Raw genomic sequence first — 22299 nt, forward strand, 5'->3', positions numbered from 1 at the left:
TATGGTATCGGGTAAAGAAGTCCGCATCAATAGGATAACACGTAATGGCAGGATGCTTTGTATACCCATGGATCATGGGGTCAGTATAGGGCCGGTTAAGGGCCTCGATGAAATTCATAGTACCATCGAAAAGATAGAGAAGGGAGGCGCTACCGCCATACTTATCCATAAAGGTATTATTCGATCCTTAAAGAAGCCGGTAAATTGTGGTCTGATCATGCACCTCTCAGGAAGCACAGATCTAGGACCTTCCCCAAATCGAAAGATGTGGGTATCCTCTGTAGAAGAAGCGATAAGGCTCGGTGCCGATGCCGTTTCTGTCCATGTAAATATCGGTTGTGAAGAGGAGCCGGAGATGCTGGTAAAGTTGGGTAGCGTTGCTGATGAGTGTGATGCATGGAATATTCCACTCATAGCGATGATGTACCCACGTGGAAGTTATATCAAAGACCCTCGCAATCCCGATATCATCGCACATGTAGCGCGGGTGGGTGCCGAATTGGGTGCCGATATCGTTAAAACTCCTTATACTGGCGATCCAGAATCGTTTAAGAAGGTGGTGAAGGGCTGTCCAGTACCTGTGGTGATCGCAGGAGGTCCTAAGGCGGAGAACGATCGTGAAGTTTTAGAGATGGCGAAGGGTGCATTAGAAGCTGGTGCTATAGGTGTTACATTTGGAAGGAACGTATTTCAACATAGAGATCCTACAGCGATCGTAAGGGCTTTACATTTGATAGTCATGGAGAATGCATCTGTTGAGAGGGCAATGAAGGAGTTAGAGAATGTCTCGAAGGTCTAAAGAGATCATCGTTCAGATCGATGATAATGTTGAAGACCCTTCAACCTTTATCAAATCATGTATTAACGAAGGTATAAGGCTCTTCATATGTGATCCACGAAGGGTAAAGGTAGAGAGGCCGAATCTTTCATTTATTCATAATTCGGAGTTTGCGGATATAATCCTGATCGATAGGATTGAAGATATTGAAAGGGCAAGATCGTTAAAGAAACCTTTCCTATTTTCGATAAGGATCGATAGTAAAGAAGATGTGAAGGTTGCGATAGATGTAGCAAAGAGTGGTGCTTATGCAACGTTGGTCGAGACTAGTGATTGGAGGATCATACCATTAGAAAATTTAGTGGCCGAATTTCAAAAGCTTCAAAGTAAATTATACACACGAGCATCCGATCTTAACGAACTTAAGACCCTATTTGGAGTGTTGGAGAAGGGTGTGGATGGAGTAGTACTTGTAGCAAAGGGTATCGATGAGGTGAAAAGGGCAAGATCGGTCCTTTCACCACTCAACACTATCGAATTAAAGTTGGCCAAGGTTATCGATGTGAGAGATGTTGGCATGGGCGATAGAGCATGTATCGATACCACTTCTATACTCAGCTTCGGTGATGGTCTGCTCGTGGGTAATCGATCGAACTTCTTTTTCTTGATTCATAATGAATCGATAGGTTCGGAGTTTACATCACCGAGACCATTCCGGGTAAATGCAGGGGCGATTCACAGCTACGTTCAACTCCCCGATGATAAGACCAAGTATCTATCTGAAGTAGAGTCTGGTGATGAAGTACTCATCGTGAATCGAGATGGTTCACAGAAGAGGGTTACCGTGGGAAGGGTGAAGATTGAACGAAGGCCCCTCATACTCGTAAAGGCCGAGTGTGATGGTGAAGTCGGCTCTGTAATCGTACAAAATGCAGAGACGATCAGATTTGTAGGTCGTGATGGTAAACTTCTCGCCGTAACGAGCTTAAAAAGAGGGGATGAAGTTTTGGTCCATAAATCTAACAAAGCCGGTAGGCACTTCGGTCTGAGTGTAGAAGAGTTTCTGTTGGAGAAATGAAGGCCAAATCATTTAGAAGGCCCAAAATCTGTACGACGGTCTTCTCCAGAGATTTGAATAGTTTGAAAGCATCTATTTTGAGGGCCCTTGAGTTAGGGAGCGATCTGGTAGAGATAAGGTTCGATTTTATGGATCATATCGATACAAAGATGGTGCATAATTCTTTGAATGGGTTTATCGATAGGTGTATATTCACTATGCGTTGTAAGGATGAAGGGGGTTACTTCGATGGTGATGAGAAAGGGCGATTGAAGATTTTATGGGAGCTCAGCCTACTCAAACCCGCCTATGTAGATCTGGAGCTCTCGAGTATTAAACGGAAGGATGAGTATTCACTTCACATCCTCAATGGAAATGTGGATGTAATCGTCTCGTGGCACGACTTTAACAGGACTCCCTCCACAGATGAACTCTTACATGTACTTCAGGAGGCTAGTCTATATTCAGATTACATCAAGATAGTCACCATGGCATCGAACTTTTCTGATAATGTTAAAATTCTCTCACTCTACAATCGAGTAAGAGAAGAGAAGTTGATCGCCTTCTGTATGGGTGAAGAGGGTATCATTTCTAGAATTCTATGCCCATACCTAGGTAGCCCTTTTACGTACGCCAGCCTTGATACACCAATAGTAGCAGGACAGCCAAAACTTAACGATCTATTAGATTTATATGAGATACTCGAGAATTGATTCATCGACACGCCTAATATGTGTTATAGGCGATCCTATCGAGCATTCTCTCTCACCGATCATGCATAATGAAGCATTTAAAGCGAAGGGCTTAAATTACGTCTACCTAGCCTTCAATGTAAAGCCAGAAGGCCTTCAAAGGGCCATCGAGGGTTTCAAGGCCATCAATATAAGAGGTTTCAATGTGACGATACCACACAAAGTCAGTATCATACCTTACATCGATTCACTCGATGAGACAGCTCTAGATGCAGGTGCGGTAAATACCGTCGTGAATGATGATGGGAAGCTTATAGGCTATAATACCGATGTGAGAGGTTTTATAGAGCCTTTAAGGAAGAGAATTTCAAATATTTCGAATATCCGAGATATGAAGGTGATCATCATCGGTTCGGGTGGTGCTGCGAGGGCCTGTATCTCTGCTCTGATCCGTGAAGGTTGTAAAGATATTACCATACTGGCAAGGACGATGAGCAAGGCTGAAGCACTCAACGATCATATTTATAAGAGGACACGTGTTAAATGCTCCATTCTACCATTGGAGTATGAGAAGATTTCTGGGATCATCAGTGGTGCGGATATCATTGTGAATACTACACCGATCGGTATGTACCCAAAGGTGGATGAAAGCCCCCTTCCTCCACATATGATAAAGCCGAGTATGATCGTATACGATATAGTTTACAATCCATTGAAGACGAAGCTCATTAGAGATGCCGAATCGATCGGTGCGGCTACAGTACTTGGTTATGAGATGTTTGTAGAGCAGGGTGCTGCTTCTTTTCGGTTGTGGACTGGTGTAGAACCTCCAAAGGATATAATGGTAAAAGTCGTGATGAATGAATTGGGAGGGTATAAGGTTGAGAGGTAAAGGCATAGCACATGGAGCGATTTCGATCGTGAATGCGATAGCATCGGGGAAGGGTGGGGCTTTAGGAATAAGGCTAAAGGTAGAGGTCGATGTCGAACTCTTTGAAGGCAGGGGAATCTCGGTAAAGATCTTAGATGCCGATGGTGAAAACCCAAATTTGGTCAAGAAATGTGTAGAGAAGGTCTTACAAAAATTTTCTATAAATCACCTCGGTGCTAGAGTAATTACAAAATCTGAGATCCCGATCGCAAAGGGTCTGAAGAGTTCAAGTGCTATATCGAATGCGACCGTCCTCGCTACATGTGCTGCGTTGGGTAAAGATCTCGATGATCTCGATTTAATAAGATTGGGTGTAGATGCTTCGATAGAAGCTGGAGTGAGTATCACGGGCGCTTTCGATGATGCGAGTGCTAGCTACTTTGGTGGTTTCGTCTTAACGGAGAATTATTCAAGGCGCATTATAAAGCTCGAACCATCCCCAGAGCATCTACAGGTAGTGATCTACGTCCCTGAAATGAAGCTCTATACGAAGGATGTGAATAGATCGAATCTGGAGAAGTTAAGCCATCTGGTCGATGAGGTCTTTAAGTTGGCTGAGAAGGGCGAATACTGGAAGGCCCTCACTTTAAATGGCCTTATTTATTCTGCTGCACTGGGCTTCTCCCCACAGCCTGCCATAGATGCATTGATGAATGGTGCTTTAGCAGCCGGTCTATCGGGCAAGGGTCCGGCGATCGCAGCCGTATGTGAAGAAGGTACTGCTGAAATCGTCGCTTCATCTTGGTCCAAGTTGCAGGGCAAAGTAATAAAAACTACGGTGAACAATAGTAAAGCGTACGGGGTTCGAATTTGAGCAGAGTGCGAGTCTTTCGATCTGAGCTTTCAGGGACTATAATAGCACCACCGAGCAAGAGCTATACACATAGGGCTCTGATCCTCTCGATGCTTTCAGATGGCAGATCCGTAATCACCAACCCGCTCTACTCTCAAGATACCTGCGCCACCATCAATGCATGTAAAAGCCTCGGTGCAGAGATCTTCGAAGAAGGAGAAAGAGTGGTGGTAAAGGGTAGATCTATCCTTAATCCACCAGACGATATCATCAATGTAGAGAATTCGGGCACTACTTTGAGGATCATTACAGCCGTTTCTTCATTAACATCGAGTGGATATACGGTGATTACGGGTGATGCCAGCATTCGAAGGCGCCCGATGCAGCCACTTCTCGATGCGTTGAATCAACTGGGTGTGGAGTGCTGGTCTTCAAGGTTGAACGGCCTGCCACCTATCATAGTGAAGGGTGGTGGTATGCAGGGTGGTTATGCGGAGGTTAGGGGTGATGTATCATCCCAATTCATTTCGGCCCTTCTTATATCATCGCCGAAAGCGAAGAAAGAGACATTTATCAGGGTCACAGGTAAGCGCGTTTCACAACCTTACGTTAAAGCGACATTGGAGATGATCAGGCGTTACGGTGGTAGAGTCATCGAAGAGGGTGATAGTTATCGCATCCCACCAAATCAAGAATACGCTCCATACGACTTTAGAGTCCCGGGTGACTTTAGCTCCATCTCATTTATACTTGCTGCAGGTGCTCTCTCTGGTGGTAGAGTGGTCGTAGAGGGCCTCGATTTTTCACTACCACAGGCAGATATGAAGATCATCGATATTCTCAAGCGTATGGGTGCAAATATCGATGCTGATGAGCAACGTGGCTATGTGGTCATCGAAGGAGGGGAGCTTATAGGTGGAGAATTCGACCTCTCCGATTCACCCGACCTTCTGCCAGTAGTCGCGATCCTTGGATTGAAGGCAAAAGGTGGTGTGAGAGTGCATAGTGTAGCACATGCGAGGTTCAAAGAGAGTGATCGCATCGCCAACCTCGCCTTAGAGCTCACGAAGTTGGGTGTGAATGTGAAGGAGCTTCCCGATGGATTGATAATAGAAGAGAGTAGAGATTTGAAGTTTGCGATTCTCGATGCGCATGGAGACCATAGGTTATTTATGGCATTCTGCATCGCCGGTTTAACTTCACAGAATGGTTGTATAGTGGATGGTGCCGAGACTGTAAGTGTTTCCTACCCAAATTTTATTAAAGATATAACGTCATTAAATGGTAGGTTAGAGGTCATTAACGATTGACGGGTAATATTCTGGGAGAGCGTTTTGTAATCGTCACTTTTGGTGAAAGCCATGGTAAGTGTATAGGTGTAGTGATCGATGGGTGCCCAGCTGGGCTACCTTTGAGTGAAAATGATGTACAGGAGGAATTGGATTTAAGAAAGCCCGGCCTATCCTCGATTACAACAGCTCGTAGAGAAGAGGATAAGGTGGAGATACTTTCGGGTGTATTCAATGGATTCACGACGGGTGCACCGATCTGCATGATCGTCTGGAATAGGGATGTGGATTCAAAGCCTTACGACATTATCGCAAAGACCCCGAGGCCTGGGCGTGAGGACCTTCCAGCCTACGTGAAGTACGGTGGGTTCAACGATTACCGAGGTGGTGGTAGATTTTCGGGTAGAGTTACTGCAAGCTTTGTGATGGCTGGCGCTGTGGCCAAAAAGCTACTCAACTATACTCTGGGTTTAGAGATAGTAGCCTATACGATAGAGATCGGTGGTATAAAAGCGGGTAGGATCGATTTTGATGAAGCGCGCAGATTAAGATACTCGAATGAAGTGAGGTGCCCGGATCTAACGGTAGCTTCACGGATGAAGGATAGGATACTGGAGGCTCAAAGGGCCAACGATAGTGTAGGAGGGATTATTGAATGTGTAGTAAATAATGTGCCCATCGGCCTCGGTGAACCCATCTTTTCATCCTTAGATTCAGAACTCAGTAAAGCTCTATTCTCCATACCGGGTGTAAAGGGTGTGGAGTTCGGTATCGGTTTCGATGCTGCGAGAAGGTTGGGTTCAGAGAATAACGATCCCTATAGGATAGTCGATGGAAGGATCGTTGCAATCACGAACAATGCGGGAGGAGTTTTAGGTGGTATGAGCAATGGTATGCCGATCGTCTTTAGAGTCGCATTCAAGCCGACCCCATCGATATCTAAACCACAAAGGACGGTAGATTTAGAGAGGATGGAAGAGGTGGAGATTACAATATCTGGAAGGCACGATCCTTGTATAGTGCCAAGGGCCGTTCCGGTCGTTGAGGGTATAACGGGCATAGTCTTGGCAGATCAGGCTTTGAGGTCTGGATTCATACCCAACGTACTCCCCCGTAGATCTTAGTGTTTAGTATATGAACCAAGGATTGAGCTCTCTAAGGGAGGAAATGGCAAGGGTCACCCTACAAATATTCGATCTAGTATCGAAGAGGCTATCCATCGCAAGGTCGATCGGTAATATTAAGCTTGAGAAGGGGCTCGATATCGAGGATAGATCTGTCGAGGCAAGGTTAAGGGGTTTGGTCCTCGATGAGTGTGAACGCCTTGGTATAGATCGACGGTTCGGCTCACACCTCCTCAGCCTCTTGATAAAGGAATCTGTACGTATGCAGACACAAGATCTACCACGACGTATCGATACCTTTCAGAGGGCAAAGTATTTGGAATCTCAAGGAATGAAGGTTATACACCTTGAGTTGGAGGGTCCGAATCTTTTAACTCCACAATCGATAGAGGATTTATGTAATGCTTTAAAGTCATTCCATTCGAGCTACACGGAGGCTGGTGGGTTATACGAGTTAAGAGAAGCGATCGCCCATTACATAAATGAATCTTTCAAAGTGGATATATCGGCAAGAAATGTAATCGTCACATTAAATCGTAGATACACGATCTTCCTCGCTACCTATTCGCACGTTACGATCGGTGATGAAATAATTTTATTCCAACCATCTTACTTGGCTTATCAACCATGGAGTGAAGTTATGGGTGTAAGAGTTATCAAAATTCCTACATACCTTAAGGATGGTTGGTCTCCCAACCTCGATCATCTTAATGAAGCTATCAACGATTCTACTTCCATGATCCTCATCCATAATCCGAATAACCCTACTGGAAAGGTCATCGACTCAAATACATTGAAAGCTATCGTCGATTTAGCCCATGATAACGATCTACCTATTCTAAGTGATGAATCTTACTCACATTATACGTTTACAGATTTTCAGAGTATTTTACAGTTTTCAAATTGTAAATCGATGGTGGTAAAATCGTTTCCAATCGATCTGATGGGCCTTGAATTATGTTATGTGATATCCGATCAGAAGACGATCGAAAGAATGATCACGTTGCAAGATTCTATACTAGCATATATGCCAGAATTCATCCAACGTATCGCCCTCAAGATGATCGATCTTAAACCTTATACTATGAAGGATCTTGAGATTATTTTGAGAAGGAGAGATGCTGCCGTTAAGGCGCTGCTCAGATTACCCTTCGATTTCAGAAGGCCCGATGGAGGCATATTCATCTTCGCCAAGGCTAGGATTAACGATTTTGATGGTGAAAGGTTCACGAACGATCTATTGGAAAAGAAGGGCGTAGCGGTAATGCCAGGGGTAGCATTTGGCAATTACCGTGACCACATAAGAATATCCCTATGCCAACCGGAGAATATCATTCTAGAGGGTATTGAAAGGATGGGTGAGTTAATCTCTTGAAGGTTGCTGTAATCGGTGCGGCGGGTAAGATGGGCCTGTTATTTACAGAGTACTTTGTTAAAGAAGGGCATTCACTCATACTTTACGACGTAAAGACTCTTGAAGTTAAGAAGGTTGCAGATAGATTTTCTGTAAATTTTGCGAGGAGTCTGGATGAGGCTTTAAAGGATATCGATGTGATCTGTGTCTCTGTACCGATCGAAACCACACCGAAAGTTCTACAAGAGACTTCAAGATTCTTAAAGAAAGGTATGGTAGTGATGGAAATCGCCTCATTCAAGTGTGGCGTAGTAGAGGTTTTGAAGAGGATCGCCGATTTAGGGGTAACGACTCTATCGATACACCCACTATTTGGGCCGGGGGCTAAAGACCTACGAGGGAAGGTGATGGCACTCATCCCCATCCTTGATGAAGCGAATGAAATCGCCACGTTTCAAAGGATCTTCCCTACGGTAAAGATGGTGAAGTTAGAAGCTGAAGAGCACGATTACCTTATGGCGATCATACTCTCCCTCACTTACTTTACCAATATAGTATTCTCATCAACGATTATGGATAAAAACCCATCCACACTTCGAAGGATGTCTGGCACAAACTTTAAAATCCAATTGACACTGATGGAAGCCATAACGAGTGAAGATCCCGATCTGATTTTATCACTCATGAAGGAGAATAAATTCGCACTAGATTGTATAAGCAAATTTATAGAGAATGCGAAGAGTATCTATCAAATGCTCTATTCGAACGATACCTCAAAATTCAAGAGTTTGATAGGAGAAGTAAAAGCGAAGTTGATGAGTGATGAGCGTTATAGCCAATCTTATCAAGATATCTATCGAATCTTAGACCTTTTGAATTAAATCACACATTTGGTATTAAAGCCTCAATCCAAAGGATTGCGCGAACTCTTCAAAACGTGAGTAAACTTCAAGAAATTCACGCCCACGATCACTGATTCTATACCTACTCGTTTTATCCCCTATAACCTCCTCCATCAGGCCCGATTTTACAAGCTCTTTCAGTATCTTCATCAACCTTGAATAGGATAGGTTCGCTTTTCTCAAAAGGATAGTTACCCCAACCCCTTCATTATTGTTATCATAATCTCTAGCCGTTGTGAGGATATCTGCTATGATCTTTATCTGGGTTCGGTAAGTGACCAATCTATAAGCCTCCTCCCTTCTTTAATGAGAATTTTACAACGGGTGTGTAGAATGTGGATAATCCACCCACCTTCATAAGTATCGATATGAGGAGTACGATGGTCAATTCGGGGTAGAGGAGGCTGATCCAACGTATCAATTCGCCACACGCGATCAACGCCAAACCTATCGCTATAATCAGCGTTATACGCTTCTTAACCATCCTGTATGATATGATAGTCTCCGCGATCGTATAGAAGAGGAAGTATAGTGAGAGTGATTTTATCGCAGCCGTCACCACAATGACGGGCATAGTAATAGAAGGCAATCCTACTCTATACATCATCCTTACATCTACGATGTGGGAGAATGCTAAGAAGAAATAGCCCACCATCTCAAGTGCAGCAGCTATAGTGATTAAGATACCAGCCAAAGGTACGATGTGAGGTATTATACCGACTAAGCCCGATATGCTCGAGATTACGAATCCTACGCTGAGAAATGTGAAGGCTAAGGTGAGCCTTAATAGGGTCGGGCTGTGTGTAGTTATATAGCCTCGATGTGCAATCCTAGCTACCGAATAACCTATGTATGCACCCACTACCTGAAGAATACTCTCAAGCGGGATTAGACCTATCCAGCCCATCGATCAAGATAATAAGATGATATTCATATTATTAAATCATTCTGCAGAAATATATTGATGACAACTTTGCCAATCTTTCAATCTTATTTATCATTATTTATCATTCGATTATCGAACCTGTTTCAGAGTCTACGATCAGACCGGGCGCCCTCTTCATCAACTCCTCTTTAAAGATACTTGATGAAAGCATATCGATAAAGCTCTTTACAGATTCTTTCTGCAACTTCCTCTTAAGTGTTACAAAGTCGTACCTTTCATCCACCAGTGGTATAAAATGTAGTTTATAATATTCAGCGACGGCCCTTATCCCCACACCTACATCGGCTTTACCATACGCGATACTTGCCGCTACAGCCGAATGGGATTTTGCTATCGTATTATAACCAGATATCTTGGATTTGACTTCCTCAAAGCTCATTCCATGCTCTTCACTATACATCTTAAGGTAACGATCTATCAGTATACGAGTACCAGATCCTGGATTTCGATTGATGAATGTTACATCTTCACGTAACAGATCACCTATACCACTGATCTTCTTCGGATTCCCTTGGGCTGTAATGAGCCCCTGCTCTCTCCTATAACCTCTAATCAACACCACTTTGTTTAATAGATCAGGGGTTCTAATAAAGGGTAGATTGTATTCGCCAGAAGATTCATCGATCAAATGTATACCGGCAAGGTCGGCTTCACCACGCTTTACTGCATGTAAACCTCCCCAAGAGCCTACATTGATCACCTTTGCCGTAAAGCCCGGTCGCACCATCCTTAAACAGCTAAGGAGGATATCGACACCTACACAATGGCTCCCTATAATCACCAGGTCAGCCAACTTTAACCTCGGTGTAATCAAATTGACGGTGACCCTCTCATCCTCATCTATAATCGCCCGCTCTTCAGGGATTTCGATGAATCCATCGGCCAATGCGAATGTAGTGATCGCTCCAGACCCACCGAGAACGGGGTATGCATAATAATCACCCATTTCTCCCTTCACTATATGGACTGGCAGGTACTCCCTCCTACCCTTGGTCGAGAAGATCTTTTGGGCAACCCTCGCTTCAAGGGTCACTTCGATGGAGCCCTCACCGAGGCCCGATAATGTAGTAATTATCGGTTGGACGATCAATCGGAAGATGATCATCGCGGATGTAGGATAACCAGGTAGACCGAAGATCGGTTTCCCATCGATTACACCGATGATCGTCGGTTTACCGGGCTTTACCGATAAACCATGTACGATCACACCCGGCTTGCCTATCGAATCGATCACCCTGTAGAGCAGATCACCAAGACCGGCTGATGTACCACCTGATGTGATCACACAATCGCCACTCTTCAAAGCCTCCCTCAATTTGAGCTCGATATCTGCCCACTCATCCTTCGCGACACCTATCAAGACCGGTTCACCCCCACACTCGACCACCGCTCCAGCTATAGAATAGGTATTGATATCGTAGATCTTCCCATACTCGAGAGGTTCGCCCAAGGGTGTTAGCTCGTTACCTGTAGATAGAATCGATACCTTGGGCCTTCGATAGACCTTAACACTCTTCAACCCTAGGGCGGCCAAGACCCCGATCTCTCGTGACGTGATCAATTGTCCCCTTCTCAGTACGAGCTCGCCAACCATGATATCCGAACCTGCCGCGATTATATTCTCATTCGGTGTGACAGCCTTAAAGATACGTACCTTTGAACCGATCTGCTCCGTATACTCTACCATAACTACAGCATCCGCACCTTTGGGTATAGCGGCACCAGTCCCGACCTCAACAGCCTCACCCCTATTCACCACCATCGTCGGCCTATCACCAGTATCGACCCTACCCACGATATTCAGCTCAACGGGCCTCTCTTCATCAGCACCGAATGTATCCTCAGCCCTCACCGCGAATCCATCCATACCCGCTCTATCGAAGTTCGGCACATCGATCGATGAAAATACATCCTCAGCCAAGACTCTACCATGAGCATACTCAAGACCGATACTCTCAACACCCAGAGGCTTTGGTGTATAGTATTGAAGGAGCTTACCCTTTGCTTCTTCGATATTCATGAGGGTCTTGAATATTTTCCTCTTCTCCATCTCACTCTACCCCTCCATTACAGGCCCTATCAGAGTAACCTCCACAAGATCTCCAACTTCATAACCCTCTACATTCTCTGGTATGACGAGGATACCATTCGCCCTCGTCATACTGGTAAGTATACCGGAGCCACTCGCCCTCAACGGTTCAACGAAGTATTCATCACCCATCTTCTTTACAAGGACACGGACGAACGTCCTTAAGCCCGTTGGGTGTGGTATTCGACGCATAACTTTACCCCTAATGGTGGGTTTTGGTTCTTCCTGTGTAGAGAGGAGGCGTAATAGGAGCGGTTTGACGAATAGGTTGAAGCCCACGATGGCAGCTATAGGGTATCCGGAGAGCATCACTATCGGTCTTTCATCTACAACCCCTATACCAGTGGGCATCCCAGGCCGAATCGATATACCATGTGCTATAACCCCTGGCTTACCAAGGCGGTTCACAGCCTCGGGTACCAGATCTGACTTTCCCACCGAGGTGCCTCCACTGACTACGATGATATCTGCTTCTTTTAAGCCCATCCTCAGCTTCGATACGATAGCATCTATATCGTCTGGAGCGATACCTAGATCGATGGCCTTACCACCCAACTCCTCAACCATCGATGATATTATCAACCTATTCACATCTATCGTCTTACCTGTAGCAACGGATGTGCCGAGCTCTGCCAATTCATCCCCTGTAGATAGAACTGCTACCTTCGGCATTCGAAAGACACTCACCTTTACGAAGCCGAGGCTCGCCAGAACGCCCAGATGTTGTGGTTTAAGCCTTGTACCCTTTCTCAATACGGTATCGCCCTTTTTAATATCTTCACCCATCCTCGACACATTCTCACCCGGAGCCACGGATAAATATACCTCGATTCTCCCCTCATCGATCCTCTTCGTATTCTCCACCATGACTACGGCGTCCGCACCGTGAGGGATTATCGAGCCCGTGGATACTTCTACAGCCTCCAACCTCCCGACCTTTAAGTCTGGAACTTCACCTATTCTTACCGATCCTATCACGGTAAGAATGCACGGATTCGTCTGGGAAGCGCCGAACGTATCCTCCGCTATTACAGCATAGCCATCTACGGCAGATTTATCGAAGGGTGGCAGATTTACAGGTGCGATCACATCCTTGCCCAGGATCCTATTCAAGCCATCCTTAAGATACACCTCTTCCACCTCTAACTCCTTCATTCGAATATTTTTGTACAAGAGTCGAGTCGCTTCTTCGACACTTAAAGTCTCTTTAAACTCCTTCAACCTTAATCACCATAATTCTAAGACTTATTAATATGTAAACCCTTGTGAGAACCTCCACAGATCTATATTTATTCTTTAAAATACCCTATAATCCCCATTCACACATTTATATCCACTCACCTTAAGAGGTTCCAGATCAGATAGATCAATCCCAAGATGATCAGGATCGGTGACGTGGCGAAGAAGAAACCATCACTGCGATAGATATAAAGGATGATGGGAGGAATGCGTTGCAGAATTTCTAAAGATGGGATGGCACGGATTACGAATGGTATCAAGAATAGCACAATCCCTATCAGGATCAGGATTATGCCCGATATCGAAAGTAGTTGTAGTCCGTTAGACATCCTAGAGTAATGGTAAGAAAAGATTTATTTTAGGTTTTCCGAGCCGCTCTAAATTACCACGAGAAGGATTCACGATATGATATTAACTTCCAGCAACATCATGACATGTCTTGAACCTTATAAGAGAACAAAGATTCATTCATAGTGATATTAAAGAGTCTGGTTTTGGCTATATACCAATGTTAAAACTTTAGCAGAAGGTATTTCTAGTATCTATCAAAAGATCCACATTCGATCCTTCACTCATTAATATTCACTCCTATACGAGGCCGAAATAATTTTTTGATTTATGAACTGCAATCTTTACATATTTACATCTTTATCGTTAGATACCATCTTTAAAATTTGTAACCGATCTTTCTCAAGAATTCCCGTCTCTTCGCTTTATCCTCCTCCGTCTCCACCCCTTTACTCTTTACACCATCGATCACACCAAGAACACCCCTACCCTGTTCGGTCTCTGCGATGATCACTTCAACGGGATTCGCCGTGGCGCAGAAGATGTTTACCACTTCATCGACTCTCTTTACTCTCTCCAACACATTTATCGGATAGGCATTCTTTAATGTGATTACAAAGACATGGCCAGCTGAAAGTTTTAAAGCGAAATTTACGGCCAGATCTTCTAACTCTTTATCATTCCCATCATGCCTAATTAAAGCTGGTCCACTCGATTCACAAAAAGCGATTCCGAACTTTATAGCACTACCACTCGTTATTAAAGCTTCGTATAAATCTTCGACAGTCTTTATAAAATGGCTCTGGCCCAATATGATATTCACCCCTGCAGGGATTTCTAACTTTACTACCGAGAGTTCCATAGCTCTACCAACCCCTGAATTATTCATAAATATCGAATATTAAGTATTTTTACTCATCGGAAGAACTTATTCTCGAACTCTTTGATCAGCATCTTCATACCTTTAATCTGACCATCGATCCTTTGTCGATCGACGATCAACTCTAGCATATTTATAACATCTGCCTTAAAGTTAGGATAATTCATAAGCTCAGAGATCACCACGTCATACTTAGGATTGATCTTCATACTTCGAGAGATAGCATCATAAAGTGATTCTATACCTCTAACTATCATATAACTCAAGTAGCAGTACGCCTGGACTATACTGCCAATACTGACCAAGTATTTCACACGCTCTTTGACCAAAGGATATTCAAGATGTAATGGTAGATCGTACGATAGGTATGCATGATCATTAAACTCGGTGTAAAGTTCAGCCATTTTACCGAAGGCTTCGACCATTCTCTTTATCGAGGTCTCATTTGCAAAATCCAATCCCATTACATCTATAATGATCTCTATCATATTAGATTGAGTAGGGTTCGAGATGGCCCGAATTTGATCGAAAAGATGGCTCGGTCTGGGCACATCCAAGGAGTGGGTGATTAAGGCCTTTACATAATCGTATGCTGTAGATTTTAACCAAAAGTTGGCGCTCATCAGATCATTCTGTAAAAAGCTATTGTGTGACCTCGCGAGCTTCATCAAAGCTCGGTATAGACATTCATTAACGAATCTTGATTTAAATCTGCTTACGTATTCCTTAACGTTCGACTTTAATGAATGGAGCCTCCAATCATGATCTACGAATATCTGAATATCCTTTAAAGCCATACCTAACCATGGATCGATCTTATCCAACTCGATACCCCTCGCTATATGGATTATATCTAAAGTATGCTCTTGAAATGAAATCCTCGACTGGTACGCTTCATGCTCATTATGCCCATCATACCCATTTACTATCAAAAGATCGTATTCACAGATAGGATGGTTTACCTTTACAGCACGGCATCCTATAAGCCCTATCGAAGCTTCCGGATAATTAATCTGCATGTAATCTACGATTTTCTTTAAAGGTTCTCCTTCTGCATCGCACATCGATCATATCTACCAATCAAAAGTATAAAGCTTTAAGATGTTTAAGGATTGTAGGTAAGGCGAATGTAAAAAATTCTGATATACCGGATTGGAATATTCAATTATTTACTCTCGTGCTGAGTACTGATCGATTTATTACTTTTTAAATCTTAATAACGGTTAAGATTTAAAAGGGAGTTTTTACTAATTTTACATGTGATTGAATAGATGGCCATGGCGTATGTGCTCATAAATGCAGAATTAGGAAAAGAAGCAGAATTGATGAAAGAGTTAAAGGCGATAGATGGTGTTAAAGAGGTTTATTTTGTGTATGGCGTGTATGATATTATCGTGAAGATCGAGGCAGAAAATGTGGAGAAGTTGAAGGAAGCGGTCATCAATAGGATAAGGCGCATCGATAAAGTCAGATCGACACTTACCATGATCGTAATTACATAATCACATAATTGCATCATACCAATCGCCATCGAGGCGCTCAGTTTATATCCTCTTAAATATTAAATCATAAATATACGCGTGGTTGCCATCGATCGAATGAGGGGCTGAAATTAATATGTGTATAGTAGGGAAGAGCGATCTTATAAAGCTCATTGAGAAGTATAAATGCATATTCCCATTCGATTACCAGTTGCTCGATGGTGATGGTTACGTATTGACGGTTAAAGAGGAGACAACACTTCATTACCTTGAGCATAAAAACCTCATCTCTTATGAGATAGTATTCACACCACCGGGCTATGTTGCGCACTTAACGGCGAAGAGTAAGTATGGGAGGCTGGGCCTATCATTCTTGAATGCTGCGAAGGTTCATAGCGGATTTGTGGGTAGATTGGCTCTGGAGCTCGTCAACCTTAGTAACGATCGTAAACCGATTACAATAAAGCGTGGTGACCCTCTTATGCATATCGAATTTCTTACTCGTACAGGGGAGTATTCACCATATACAGGCGAATACTTCTTCCAATATATGACCGATGAAGAAGTATCGCTCTACATAAACCTCCTTCTAAGAGAGTTTAAAGGGATCTTTTCAGAAGAATTTCTCATTCAAAAGTCGAAAAGGAGAGTAGGGGTAGAAATCGCTCCTTAAAGACCAAGTTATTTGCACACCTCAAAAGGGTGTAAGGTTTAGGGTTTAATCTTCATAAAATTAAGAAATTAAGGAAATGATCCACTACGAGTAGGGATCGAATCTGATCTTAGCCTAGTGATCTTAGAATTCTAAAGTTTTAATGCAGCTTTGAGCCCTTTGTAACGATTTCTGATCGTTACCTCTGTTACACCAGCCGCTTCTGCCACATCCTTTTGAGTCTTATTCTCACCCTCGAGAACACATGCTACATAAAGAGCTGCAGCGGCGAGGCCCATCGGATCCTTTCCAGCAGAGATTCGAGATTCCATAGCTTTCTTCAGAATCTCCAACGCCCTTCTCTTCGTCTTTTCGGAGAGGCCGGCTTTACTCGCGATCCTGGCGATACATCTGATGGGATTTACTACAGGCATCTTCAAATCTAACTCTCTGATCAAAAGCCTATAGCAACGTGCAATATCCTTCTTCTTCACATTACTGACGGTTGAAATATCCTTCAGAGTCCTCGGTGTTTCGGTATCTCTACATGCAGCATATAATGATGCTGCGATCAGAGCTGAGATCGATCTACCCCTTACGAGCCCTTTCTCTAGAGCCTTTCGATAGATGTACGCTGACTTTTCTATAACGGCTTCACTCACATTCAGCTTATCGGCGAGCCTATCCAACTCGCTAAATGCTTGCCTTAAATTCCTATCCATCGGCTCATGAACCTGGCTTCGACCATCCCATGTACGGAGGCGCTCTATGGTAGTTCTCATGGATGCTGATAACGACTTGCCCGATGCATCACGATCCTCCGGTCCAATGACCGTTGCTAAGCCCATATCGTGCATCGCCAATGATGATGGTATACCCGTACGGCTACGATCCTCCTTCTCCTCTTTTGAGAAGGCCCTCCATTCGGGCCCCACTTCTTCGATCTTCTCTTTAAGGACGTAGCCACAGTTGCTACACAGCAACTCCCCTCCAGCTGTATCTACTACCATCGGCCCTTTACCACATCGAGGGCAGCGTTCGATAAAACGCTGTAGTTTAGATAACGTTGGAGAATCTTTATCAAAATCCATCTTAAACACCATTAAAGTTTTTTACCGTTAAGCTTAAATAGAGCTTAAAAATATTTAAGCTTTTCCTTGCAAGCTATTTGTCAATATTTTATCTACATCCTTAAGATTAAGTATGTAAATATTTGTTCTCATCGCCTTAATCTTTTAAATATCATAAATACTATAATTAGATATCCAAGGAAGCCTGTGATGATCACAGAGATATTCGCCAAATCTGTAACATATAGGATCTTCAAAACCTTATTAAGATAATAGTATGCACTAGTGAAGTAATTAAAGGCCCAGTGTAAAAGTACCGCTGCATGGAATCCATAATTTATATATAACCAACCTAACGCGATCCCTGCCAACGTCGCTTGGCTCAACTTGCCAACCTCCCAGCCTGCACCATAAGTTATATGGGCCAATCCGAAGATTATACCACTTAAGATTACCATTACGTTTAATATTCCTACCTCTTTAGATGTTTTGTTCTTCTTAACGATTAACTTATCGAGACAACCTTTAGGATGCCACAGAGCGTAAAGTATACTTCTTAACCTTCCATCGGCCATGAATGCTAAGTAAGCAGCTATTAAACCTATGAAACTCAATCTGAAACCTATCTCTTCAACGAGTGGGGCTGTAGAAATCGAAACGAACATCATTATGGGGTCTCTTTCAGGTATGGTACCCGTGGGTATGCCCGAACGTTCTTGAAGGTATTGGAGAATGATCGTAGTCACCACAAGTACGGTGAATATCGATGTGATGGTGAGGATCGCGTTATTTAAAATCCTTTTAGGCCCCTCTCTATAGACCTCCTTAACGACTTTGATGAGGTTAATAGGGTTATTAAGGGCGATGATGAAGAATATAAGATAGATAATCCAAGAAAGAGTAAAGAGCATATATACTCTAATGGGGATCGATATAGGGATGGGTAAACCCGCTATAAATATATGAAATATATTGATCAAACTTCTGCCCGATATACTCCCTTCTCTTGTAAAGAAGATTAAATAGATTCCGATGATAAATGAGAAGAGCATCAGGATTACGACGAATAAGGCGCTAAATACGAAGATGGTGCCCAATAGTATAGGAAGCTTATCATACTCCTCTTTTGTATAGTTAAAGGATTTTGACAATTACCTTCTCCTAAGAGCTAAGAAGCCCTTCGCCTTCAAATACCATCATCTATAGATCATGCGCACCATAAAAGTATAACTTTGGTGTTATCGAAGTAGCTGAATAAAAAGGAATTTATATATAGATTAAAGGGATTGCTGTGGGAATGAATTTGTGATATAATCGATCAAAAAATACTTTAGGATTAACTCATTCTAAATCTATGTCGTCGTTTACTCATGGTTATATTTATTGAACCTCTATGGATGATGGGTTGAAACCGAGTTGTATTAACTCATTCTTTATAGCCTCTCTATGATCGCCTTGAAGTAGGATGTAACCATCCTTTGCCGTACCACCACATGCCAACTTACTCTTTAATCTTTGGGCTATCTTATACAGATCGGTCCGCTTCGGATTCAACCCTTCGATCATGGTAGTAGGCTTTCCAAAACGCCTCATCTCGAGCCTAACGACGATTCTCGTTTCATCCTTTTCTAGCTCTTCACAAACACAGAGATCACGTGGTAGTCCACACCTTTTGCAGACTTCAGCCATCCACCATACCTTAAGTAGATTGTAATATTAATAGTTTGCTAACCCTCCTACTCTAGAGCATATTGAATGGCTATTCATGGTTAATGGTACTGCCCAATCTTTATTCTCATATCGTTACGGTAAATGCTTTAAGTCTACAAGTTGATGTTAAAGGAGGATGTGTAAAGTAGGTGTATTCTATGGCGAAAAGCTCGCCGAATACTCTTTCCCAAAGGGCCATCCATTAAACCGTAGACGTGTAGAATTGTTTTGGGAGTCGATGGTGAAGCAAGGGTTAACAAGAATCGATGGTATTAAGATCTGTGAACCGATCAAAGCTAGCAGGGATGATCTGCTCTCCTTTCACACAGAAGAGTATGTGAGATTTGTAGAGGATGCTTCACGATCTGGCCATGGCTATCTCGATTACGGTGATACACCAGCATTCAAGGGGATTTACGAAGCTTCCTGTTTTGTAGTAGGCTCTGCCCTCAAAGCCCTCGAAATCGTTATGAATAAAGAAGTGGATCATTCTTTCATCCCGATAGGTGGTTTGCACCATGCACGGAGAGATAGAGCGGCGGGCTTCTGTGTATTTAATGATGTCGCTGTAACCATTGTGAAGGCTAAAAAGGTGTATGGGTTGAAGAGGATTCTCTATGTAGATATAGATGCCCACCATGGTGATGGTGTATTCTACGAATTTTACGACGATCCATCGGTTTACATCATGGATATTCATGAAGATGGTCGCTATCTATACCCTGGAACGGGCTTTCCCCATGAGACTGGCTCTAAAGATGCCACCGGTACCAAACTCAATCTACCATTGAATCCAGGATCTGGTGATGAAGAGTTTAAAGCCGCTTTCGATTCTATCGATGAGTTTATCTTGAAGGCTGAGCCGGAGATCATACTATTTCAGTGTGGTGCTGATGGATTGAAGGAAGACCCACTCACCCATCTAAACTACACGGTCGAAGCCCATAGGTACGCTACAAGAAAGCTTCATCTTTTATCTCACAATCTCTGTGATGGTAGGCTTATCGCTTTTGGTGGTGGAGGGTACCGTGCTGAAAAGACTGCGGAAGCGTGGATCGAAGTGGTTAAGTCTCTTTATCTCAAACCTGAATCGACTCGATTATGAAGTTATATATCACACATTAGCCTTTACTCGAAAACCTTTTATCATCTTGTAACACGGTTCACACCTCTTTGGCTTTAATGTGTAGATCAAATCGTAAACCATAGAATATGGATGTTGAATGTCAATGGTAGAGGTTGGTGTTCAATTGCTAATCCAATCGATTAACTTACTAACTCGATCAACAGATCGAGTAAATAAATAGTATGGTTTATAACCTAATAACTTTAAGCTCCTTTAAACGGTTAAAATCGATGTAATAATCTTCAATTTAGAAGGTGAGCGAAACCCTTAAAAAGTTATAAAGAGTATACCCAATCAAAAGGTGTGAATATGGCATCAAAAGAGTTATTAGAGATGTTAAATGATGCTATAGCACGTGAATTACAGGTATCGATTCAATATATGTGGCAACATGTTCAATGGAGAGGTGTGAAGGGATTCGCTGTGAAAGATGAGCTCAAGAGGATCGCGATAACTGAAATGAAGCATGCAGAAAAGATCGCTGAGAGGCTCTTCTATCTTGGAGGTAAACCGACCACACAACCGACACCGATCTTCGTAGGAGAGAATTTAAGAGAAATGATAGAGCAGGATGTAAAGGATGAGGAAGGTGCTATAAGGCTATATAGGAAGATACATGAGAAGGCTTTAGCAGAAGGGGATATAACGACTGCAAGAATCTTCAGAGAAATTCTGGAAGATGAAGAAGAACACCATGATACTTTTACGAGTCTGCTAGAAGAGATTTAAATCGATGTACGTAAATCACTAAACCTAAGATATCGATTAAACCCCACCTTTTTTTACTCATTTCTCATAAAAAAAGTAATGGGATTATTCAACTATCGAATCAGAAGCCGAATGTCTTCATAGCTTCTGCAACTCTACTTACAGCGACCGCGAGCGCTGCTTTTCTCATCGATTCTTTACGTTCTTGTGACCATTTATATACATGGTGGAAGGCCTTAACGATCTTCTCTTCGAGTTTGCTATTCACAACCTCTTCACTCCAGGATTCTCTGCTGAGGTTTTGGACCCACTCAAAGTAACTTACCGTTACACCCCCTGCGTTAGCGAGGATATCTGGGACTACAAGTACTTTGTTAGCGTTAAGAATCTCATCAGCTTCAGTAGTCGTAGGTCCATTGGCACCTTCAACGATGATCTTCGCTTTAATATTCGATGCATTGCTCTTCGTTATTACATTTTCCAGCGCTGCAGGTATTAAGACGTCACACTCTAGCGTAAGTAACTCCTCATTACTGATCGATTCACAACCCTCAAGCCCTACTACACTTCCAGTCTTCTGTTTATGTGATAGGGCGATTTGAGGGTTGATGCCATTCTTTGAGTAGATTCCACCTTTAGAGTCGCTGATCGCGACGATCTTTGCACCCATTTCTTTTAATATCAATGCAGCGTAGCTCCCAACATTCCCGTAGCCTTGAATCGCGACCGTTGCATTCTTAAATCTGATGCCCAAAGCCTTTATAGCTTCACGGACACAGAAAGCCACACCCCTACCTGTAGCCTGCTCCCTTCCCAAAGAGCCCCCACAATTGACAGGCTTGCCTGTAACGATCTCTGGCACCCTATACCCCTTTAACTTACTGTACTCATCCATGATCCAGGCCATCGTCTGGGCATCTGTATATACATCGGGTGCTGGTATATCTTGATAGGGGCCTATAATAGGTGAGATTGCAACAGTATACCCTCTCGTTAACCTCTCCTTTTCACTCAAGGACATTTCTTTAGGGTTGCAGACGACACCTCCTTTACCACCTCCGTAAGGGATATCGACGACGGCACACTTCCAAGTCATCCACATAGCTAACGCTGTAACTTCCTCCAATGTTACATCTGGATGATACCTTATCCCGCCCTTGTATGGTCCTCGTGCACTATTGTGTTGAACT

Annotated in this window: 24 protein-coding genes; 13 read left to right on the plus strand and 11 right to left on the minus strand. The window is 43.1% G+C overall.

Annotation, left to right across the window (positions count from 1 at the left end):
- Nucleotide 1: 1 nt before the first annotated feature.
- The 9 genes from NZ896_00135 to NZ896_00175 are packed head-to-tail and all read left to right on the plus strand — an operon-like array spanning nucleotide 2 to nucleotide 8899.
- The gene (locus tag NZ896_00135; GenBank protein ID MCS7115864.1) at nucleotides 2-799 is read left to right on the plus strand and encodes a 2-amino-3,7-dideoxy-D-threo-hept-6-ulosonate synthase; all 798 of its coding nucleotides are present in this window, start codon (nucleotides 2-4) and stop codon (nucleotides 797-799) included.
- Nucleotides 783-1856 carry a 3-dehydroquinate synthase II gene (locus NZ896_00140; GenBank protein ID MCS7115865.1) on the plus strand — a complete coding sequence of 358 codons (1074 nt, stop codon included), beginning with the start codon at nucleotides 783-785 and terminating at the stop codon, nucleotides 1854-1856. Before NZ896_00135 ends, NZ896_00140 begins: the two co-directional genes overlap by 17 nt.
- The gene (aroD, locus tag NZ896_00145) at nucleotides 1853-2548 is read left to right on the plus strand and encodes a type I 3-dehydroquinate dehydratase (protein ID MCS7115866.1); all 696 of its coding nucleotides are present in this window, start codon (nucleotides 1853-1855) and stop codon (nucleotides 2546-2548) included. Before NZ896_00140 ends, aroD begins: the two co-directional genes overlap by 4 nt.
- Nucleotides 2529-3419: a shikimate dehydrogenase gene (locus NZ896_00150; GenBank protein MCS7115867.1), complete on the plus strand. Its 891-nt coding sequence runs from the start codon at nucleotides 2529-2531 to the stop codon at nucleotides 3417-3419. Before aroD ends, NZ896_00150 begins: the two co-directional genes overlap by 20 nt.
- On the plus strand, nucleotides 3388-4272 hold the full coding sequence (locus NZ896_00155) for a shikimate kinase (GenBank protein MCS7115868.1): 885 nt from the start codon (nucleotides 3388-3390) through the stop codon (nucleotides 4270-4272). The genes NZ896_00150 and NZ896_00155 overlap by 32 nt, the downstream gene beginning before the upstream one ends.
- A 5-nt stretch (nucleotides 4273-4277) precedes the next feature.
- The gene (gene aroA, locus NZ896_00160) at nucleotides 4278-5561 is read left to right on the plus strand and encodes a 3-phosphoshikimate 1-carboxyvinyltransferase (GenBank protein ID MCS7115869.1); all 1284 of its coding nucleotides are present in this window, start codon (nucleotides 4278-4280) and stop codon (nucleotides 5559-5561) included.
- Nucleotides 5558-6664, plus strand: coding sequence for a chorismate synthase (aroC, locus tag NZ896_00165; protein ID MCS7115870.1), 1107 nt, complete (start codon nucleotides 5558-5560; stop codon nucleotides 6662-6664). The genes aroA and aroC overlap by 4 nt, the downstream gene beginning before the upstream one ends.
- Before the next feature lie 43 nt (nucleotides 6665-6707).
- A complete protein-coding gene (locus tag NZ896_00170; protein MCS7115871.1) occupies nucleotides 6708-8039 on the plus strand; it encodes an aminotransferase class I/II-fold pyridoxal phosphate-dependent enzyme in 1332 nt (443 codons plus the stop codon).
- Nucleotides 8036-8899, plus strand: a complete 864-nt coding sequence (locus NZ896_00175) for a prephenate dehydrogenase/arogenate dehydrogenase family protein (GenBank protein MCS7115872.1) — start codon at nucleotides 8036-8038, stop codon at nucleotides 8897-8899. Before NZ896_00170 ends, NZ896_00175 begins: the two co-directional genes overlap by 4 nt.
- Before the next feature lie 15 nt (nucleotides 8900-8914).
- On the opposite strand, the gene NZ896_00180 is transcribed toward NZ896_00175, so the two are convergent.
- The 7 genes from NZ896_00180 to NZ896_00210 form a co-directional block, all read right to left on the minus strand.
- On the minus strand, nucleotides 8915-9202 hold the full coding sequence (locus NZ896_00180) for a hypothetical protein (GenBank protein ID MCS7115873.1): 288 nt from the start codon (nucleotides 9200-9202) through the stop codon (nucleotides 8915-8917).
- A 1-nt stretch (nucleotide 9203) separates the two neighbouring features.
- Nucleotides 9204-9827, minus strand: a complete 624-nt coding sequence (locus NZ896_00185) for a hypothetical protein (GenBank protein ID MCS7115874.1) — start codon at nucleotides 9825-9827, stop codon at nucleotides 9204-9206.
- A 100-nt stretch (nucleotides 9828-9927) separates the two neighbouring features.
- Nucleotides 9928-11916: a molybdopterin biosynthesis protein gene (locus NZ896_00190; protein ID MCS7115875.1), complete on the minus strand. Its 1989-nt coding sequence runs from the start codon at nucleotides 11914-11916 to the stop codon at nucleotides 9928-9930.
- Between the two features lie 6 nt (nucleotides 11917-11922).
- Nucleotides 11923-13176 carry a molybdopterin molybdotransferase MoeA gene (locus NZ896_00195; GenBank protein MCS7115876.1) on the minus strand — a complete coding sequence of 418 codons (1254 nt, stop codon included), beginning with the start codon at nucleotides 13174-13176 and terminating at the stop codon, nucleotides 11923-11925.
- 116 nt (nucleotides 13177-13292) lie between these two features.
- Nucleotides 13293-13523 (minus strand): hypothetical protein, encoded by a 231-nt coding sequence (locus NZ896_00200; GenBank protein MCS7115877.1) that lies wholly within the window; start codon nucleotides 13521-13523, stop codon nucleotides 13293-13295.
- Between the two features lie 338 nt (nucleotides 13524-13861).
- Nucleotides 13862-14371 (minus strand): adenosine-specific kinase, encoded by a 510-nt coding sequence (locus NZ896_00205; protein MCS7115878.1) that lies wholly within the window; start codon nucleotides 14369-14371, stop codon nucleotides 13862-13864.
- A gap of 26 nt (nucleotides 14372-14397) precedes the next feature.
- Nucleotides 14398-15426 carry a hypothetical protein gene (locus NZ896_00210; protein MCS7115879.1) on the minus strand — a complete coding sequence of 343 codons (1029 nt, stop codon included), beginning with the start codon at nucleotides 15424-15426 and terminating at the stop codon, nucleotides 14398-14400.
- A gap of 207 nt (nucleotides 15427-15633) precedes the next feature.
- On the opposite strand from NZ896_00210, the gene NZ896_00215 reads away from it, so the two are divergent.
- A complete protein-coding gene (locus tag NZ896_00215; GenBank protein ID MCS7115880.1) occupies nucleotides 15634-15864 on the plus strand; it encodes an Lrp/AsnC ligand binding domain-containing protein in 231 nt (76 codons plus the stop codon).
- A 115-nt stretch (nucleotides 15865-15979) separates the two neighbouring features.
- The gene (locus NZ896_00220; protein MCS7115881.1) at nucleotides 15980-16516 is read left to right on the plus strand and encodes a hypothetical protein; all 537 of its coding nucleotides are present in this window, start codon (nucleotides 15980-15982) and stop codon (nucleotides 16514-16516) included.
- A gap of 131 nt (nucleotides 16517-16647) precedes the next feature.
- Here NZ896_00220 and NZ896_00225 read toward each other — a convergent pair whose 3' ends face one another.
- From NZ896_00225 to NZ896_00235, 3 genes are all read right to left on the minus strand, one after another.
- Nucleotides 16648-17586 carry a transcription initiation factor IIB gene (locus NZ896_00225; GenBank protein ID MCS7115882.1) on the minus strand — a complete coding sequence of 313 codons (939 nt, stop codon included), beginning with the start codon at nucleotides 17584-17586 and terminating at the stop codon, nucleotides 16648-16650.
- A gap of 128 nt (nucleotides 17587-17714) precedes the next feature.
- On the minus strand, nucleotides 17715-18716 hold the full coding sequence (locus NZ896_00230; protein ID MCS7115883.1) for a CPBP family intramembrane metalloprotease: 1002 nt from the start codon (nucleotides 18714-18716) through the stop codon (nucleotides 17715-17717).
- 229 nt (nucleotides 18717-18945) lie between these two features.
- Complete coding sequence (locus NZ896_00235; protein MCS7115884.1) at nucleotides 18946-19254, minus strand: translation initiation factor; 309 nt, start codon at nucleotides 19252-19254, stop codon at nucleotides 18946-18948.
- A 157-nt stretch (nucleotides 19255-19411) separates the two neighbouring features.
- Here NZ896_00235 and NZ896_00240 point away from each other — a divergent pair, with 157 nt between their 5' ends.
- Nucleotides 19412-20380, plus strand: coding sequence for an acetoin utilization protein AcuC (locus NZ896_00240; protein ID MCS7115885.1), 969 nt, complete (start codon nucleotides 19412-19414; stop codon nucleotides 20378-20380).
- 330 nt (nucleotides 20381-20710) lie between these two features.
- Complete coding sequence (locus tag NZ896_00245; protein ID MCS7115886.1) at nucleotides 20711-21130, plus strand: ferritin-like domain-containing protein; 420 nt, start codon at nucleotides 20711-20713, stop codon at nucleotides 21128-21130.
- A 100-nt stretch (nucleotides 21131-21230) separates the two neighbouring features.
- On the opposite strand, the gene NZ896_00250 is transcribed toward NZ896_00245, so the two are convergent.
- Nucleotides 21231-22299 (minus strand): Glu/Leu/Phe/Val dehydrogenase (locus NZ896_00250; protein MCS7115887.1); only part of this gene is annotated, 1069 nt, incomplete at its 5' end.

The organism is Nitrososphaerales archaeon (assembly GCA_025058425.1).
Classification (GTDB): Archaea; Thermoproteota; Nitrososphaeria; order Nitrososphaerales; family JANXEG01; genus JANXEG01.

Bases quoted from the DNA above. Each gene is read 5' to 3' on its own strand.
- NZ896_00135 (MCS7115864.1), top strand. From the start codon at position 2: ATGGTATCGGGTAAAGAAGTCCGCATCAATAGGATAACACGTAATGGC.
- NZ896_00140 (MCS7115865.1), top strand. From the start codon at position 783: ATGTCTCGAAGGTCTAAAGAGATCATCGTTCAGATCGATGATAATGTT.
- aroD (MCS7115866.1), top strand. From the start codon at position 1,853: ATGAAGGCCAAATCATTTAGAAGGCCCAAAATCTGTACGACGGTCTTC.
- NZ896_00150 (MCS7115867.1), top strand. From the start codon at position 2,529: ATGAGATACTCGAGAATTGATTCATCGACACGCCTAATATGTGTTATA.
- NZ896_00155 (MCS7115868.1), top strand. From the start codon at position 3,388: ATGAATTGGGAGGGTATAAGGTTGAGAGGTAAAGGCATAGCACATGGA.
- NZ896_00170 (MCS7115871.1), top strand. From the start codon at position 6,708: ATGGCAAGGGTCACCCTACAAATATTCGATCTAGTATCGAAGAGGCTA.
- NZ896_00185 (MCS7115874.1), bottom strand. From the start codon at position 9,827: ATGGGCTGGATAGGTCTAATCCCGCTTGAGAGTATTCTTCAGGTAGTG.
- NZ896_00190 (MCS7115875.1), bottom strand. From the start codon at position 11,916: ATGGAGAAGAGGAAAATATTCAAGACCCTCATGAATATCGAAGAAGCA.
- NZ896_00200 (MCS7115877.1), bottom strand. From the start codon at position 13,523: ATGTCTAACGGACTACAACTACTTTCGATATCGGGCATAATCCTGATC.
- NZ896_00205 (MCS7115878.1), bottom strand. From the start codon at position 14,371: ATGAATAATTCAGGGGTTGGTAGAGCTATGGAACTCTCGGTAGTAAAG.
- NZ896_00210 (MCS7115879.1), bottom strand. From the start codon at position 15,426: ATGTGCGATGCAGAAGGAGAACCTTTAAAGAAAATCGTAGATTACATG.
- NZ896_00215 (MCS7115880.1), top strand. From the start codon at position 15,634: ATGGCCATGGCGTATGTGCTCATAAATGCAGAATTAGGAAAAGAAGCA.
- NZ896_00220 (MCS7115881.1), top strand. From the start codon at position 15,980: ATGTGTATAGTAGGGAAGAGCGATCTTATAAAGCTCATTGAGAAGTAT.
- NZ896_00225 (MCS7115882.1), bottom strand. From the start codon at position 17,586: ATGGATTTTGATAAAGATTCTCCAACGTTATCTAAACTACAGCGTTTT.
- NZ896_00235 (MCS7115884.1), bottom strand. From the start codon at position 19,254: ATGGCTGAAGTCTGCAAAAGGTGTGGACTACCACGTGATCTCTGTGTT.
- NZ896_00240 (MCS7115885.1), top strand. From the start codon at position 19,412: ATGTGTAAAGTAGGTGTATTCTATGGCGAAAAGCTCGCCGAATACTCT.
- NZ896_00245 (MCS7115886.1), top strand. From the start codon at position 20,711: ATGGCATCAAAAGAGTTATTAGAGATGTTAAATGATGCTATAGCACGT.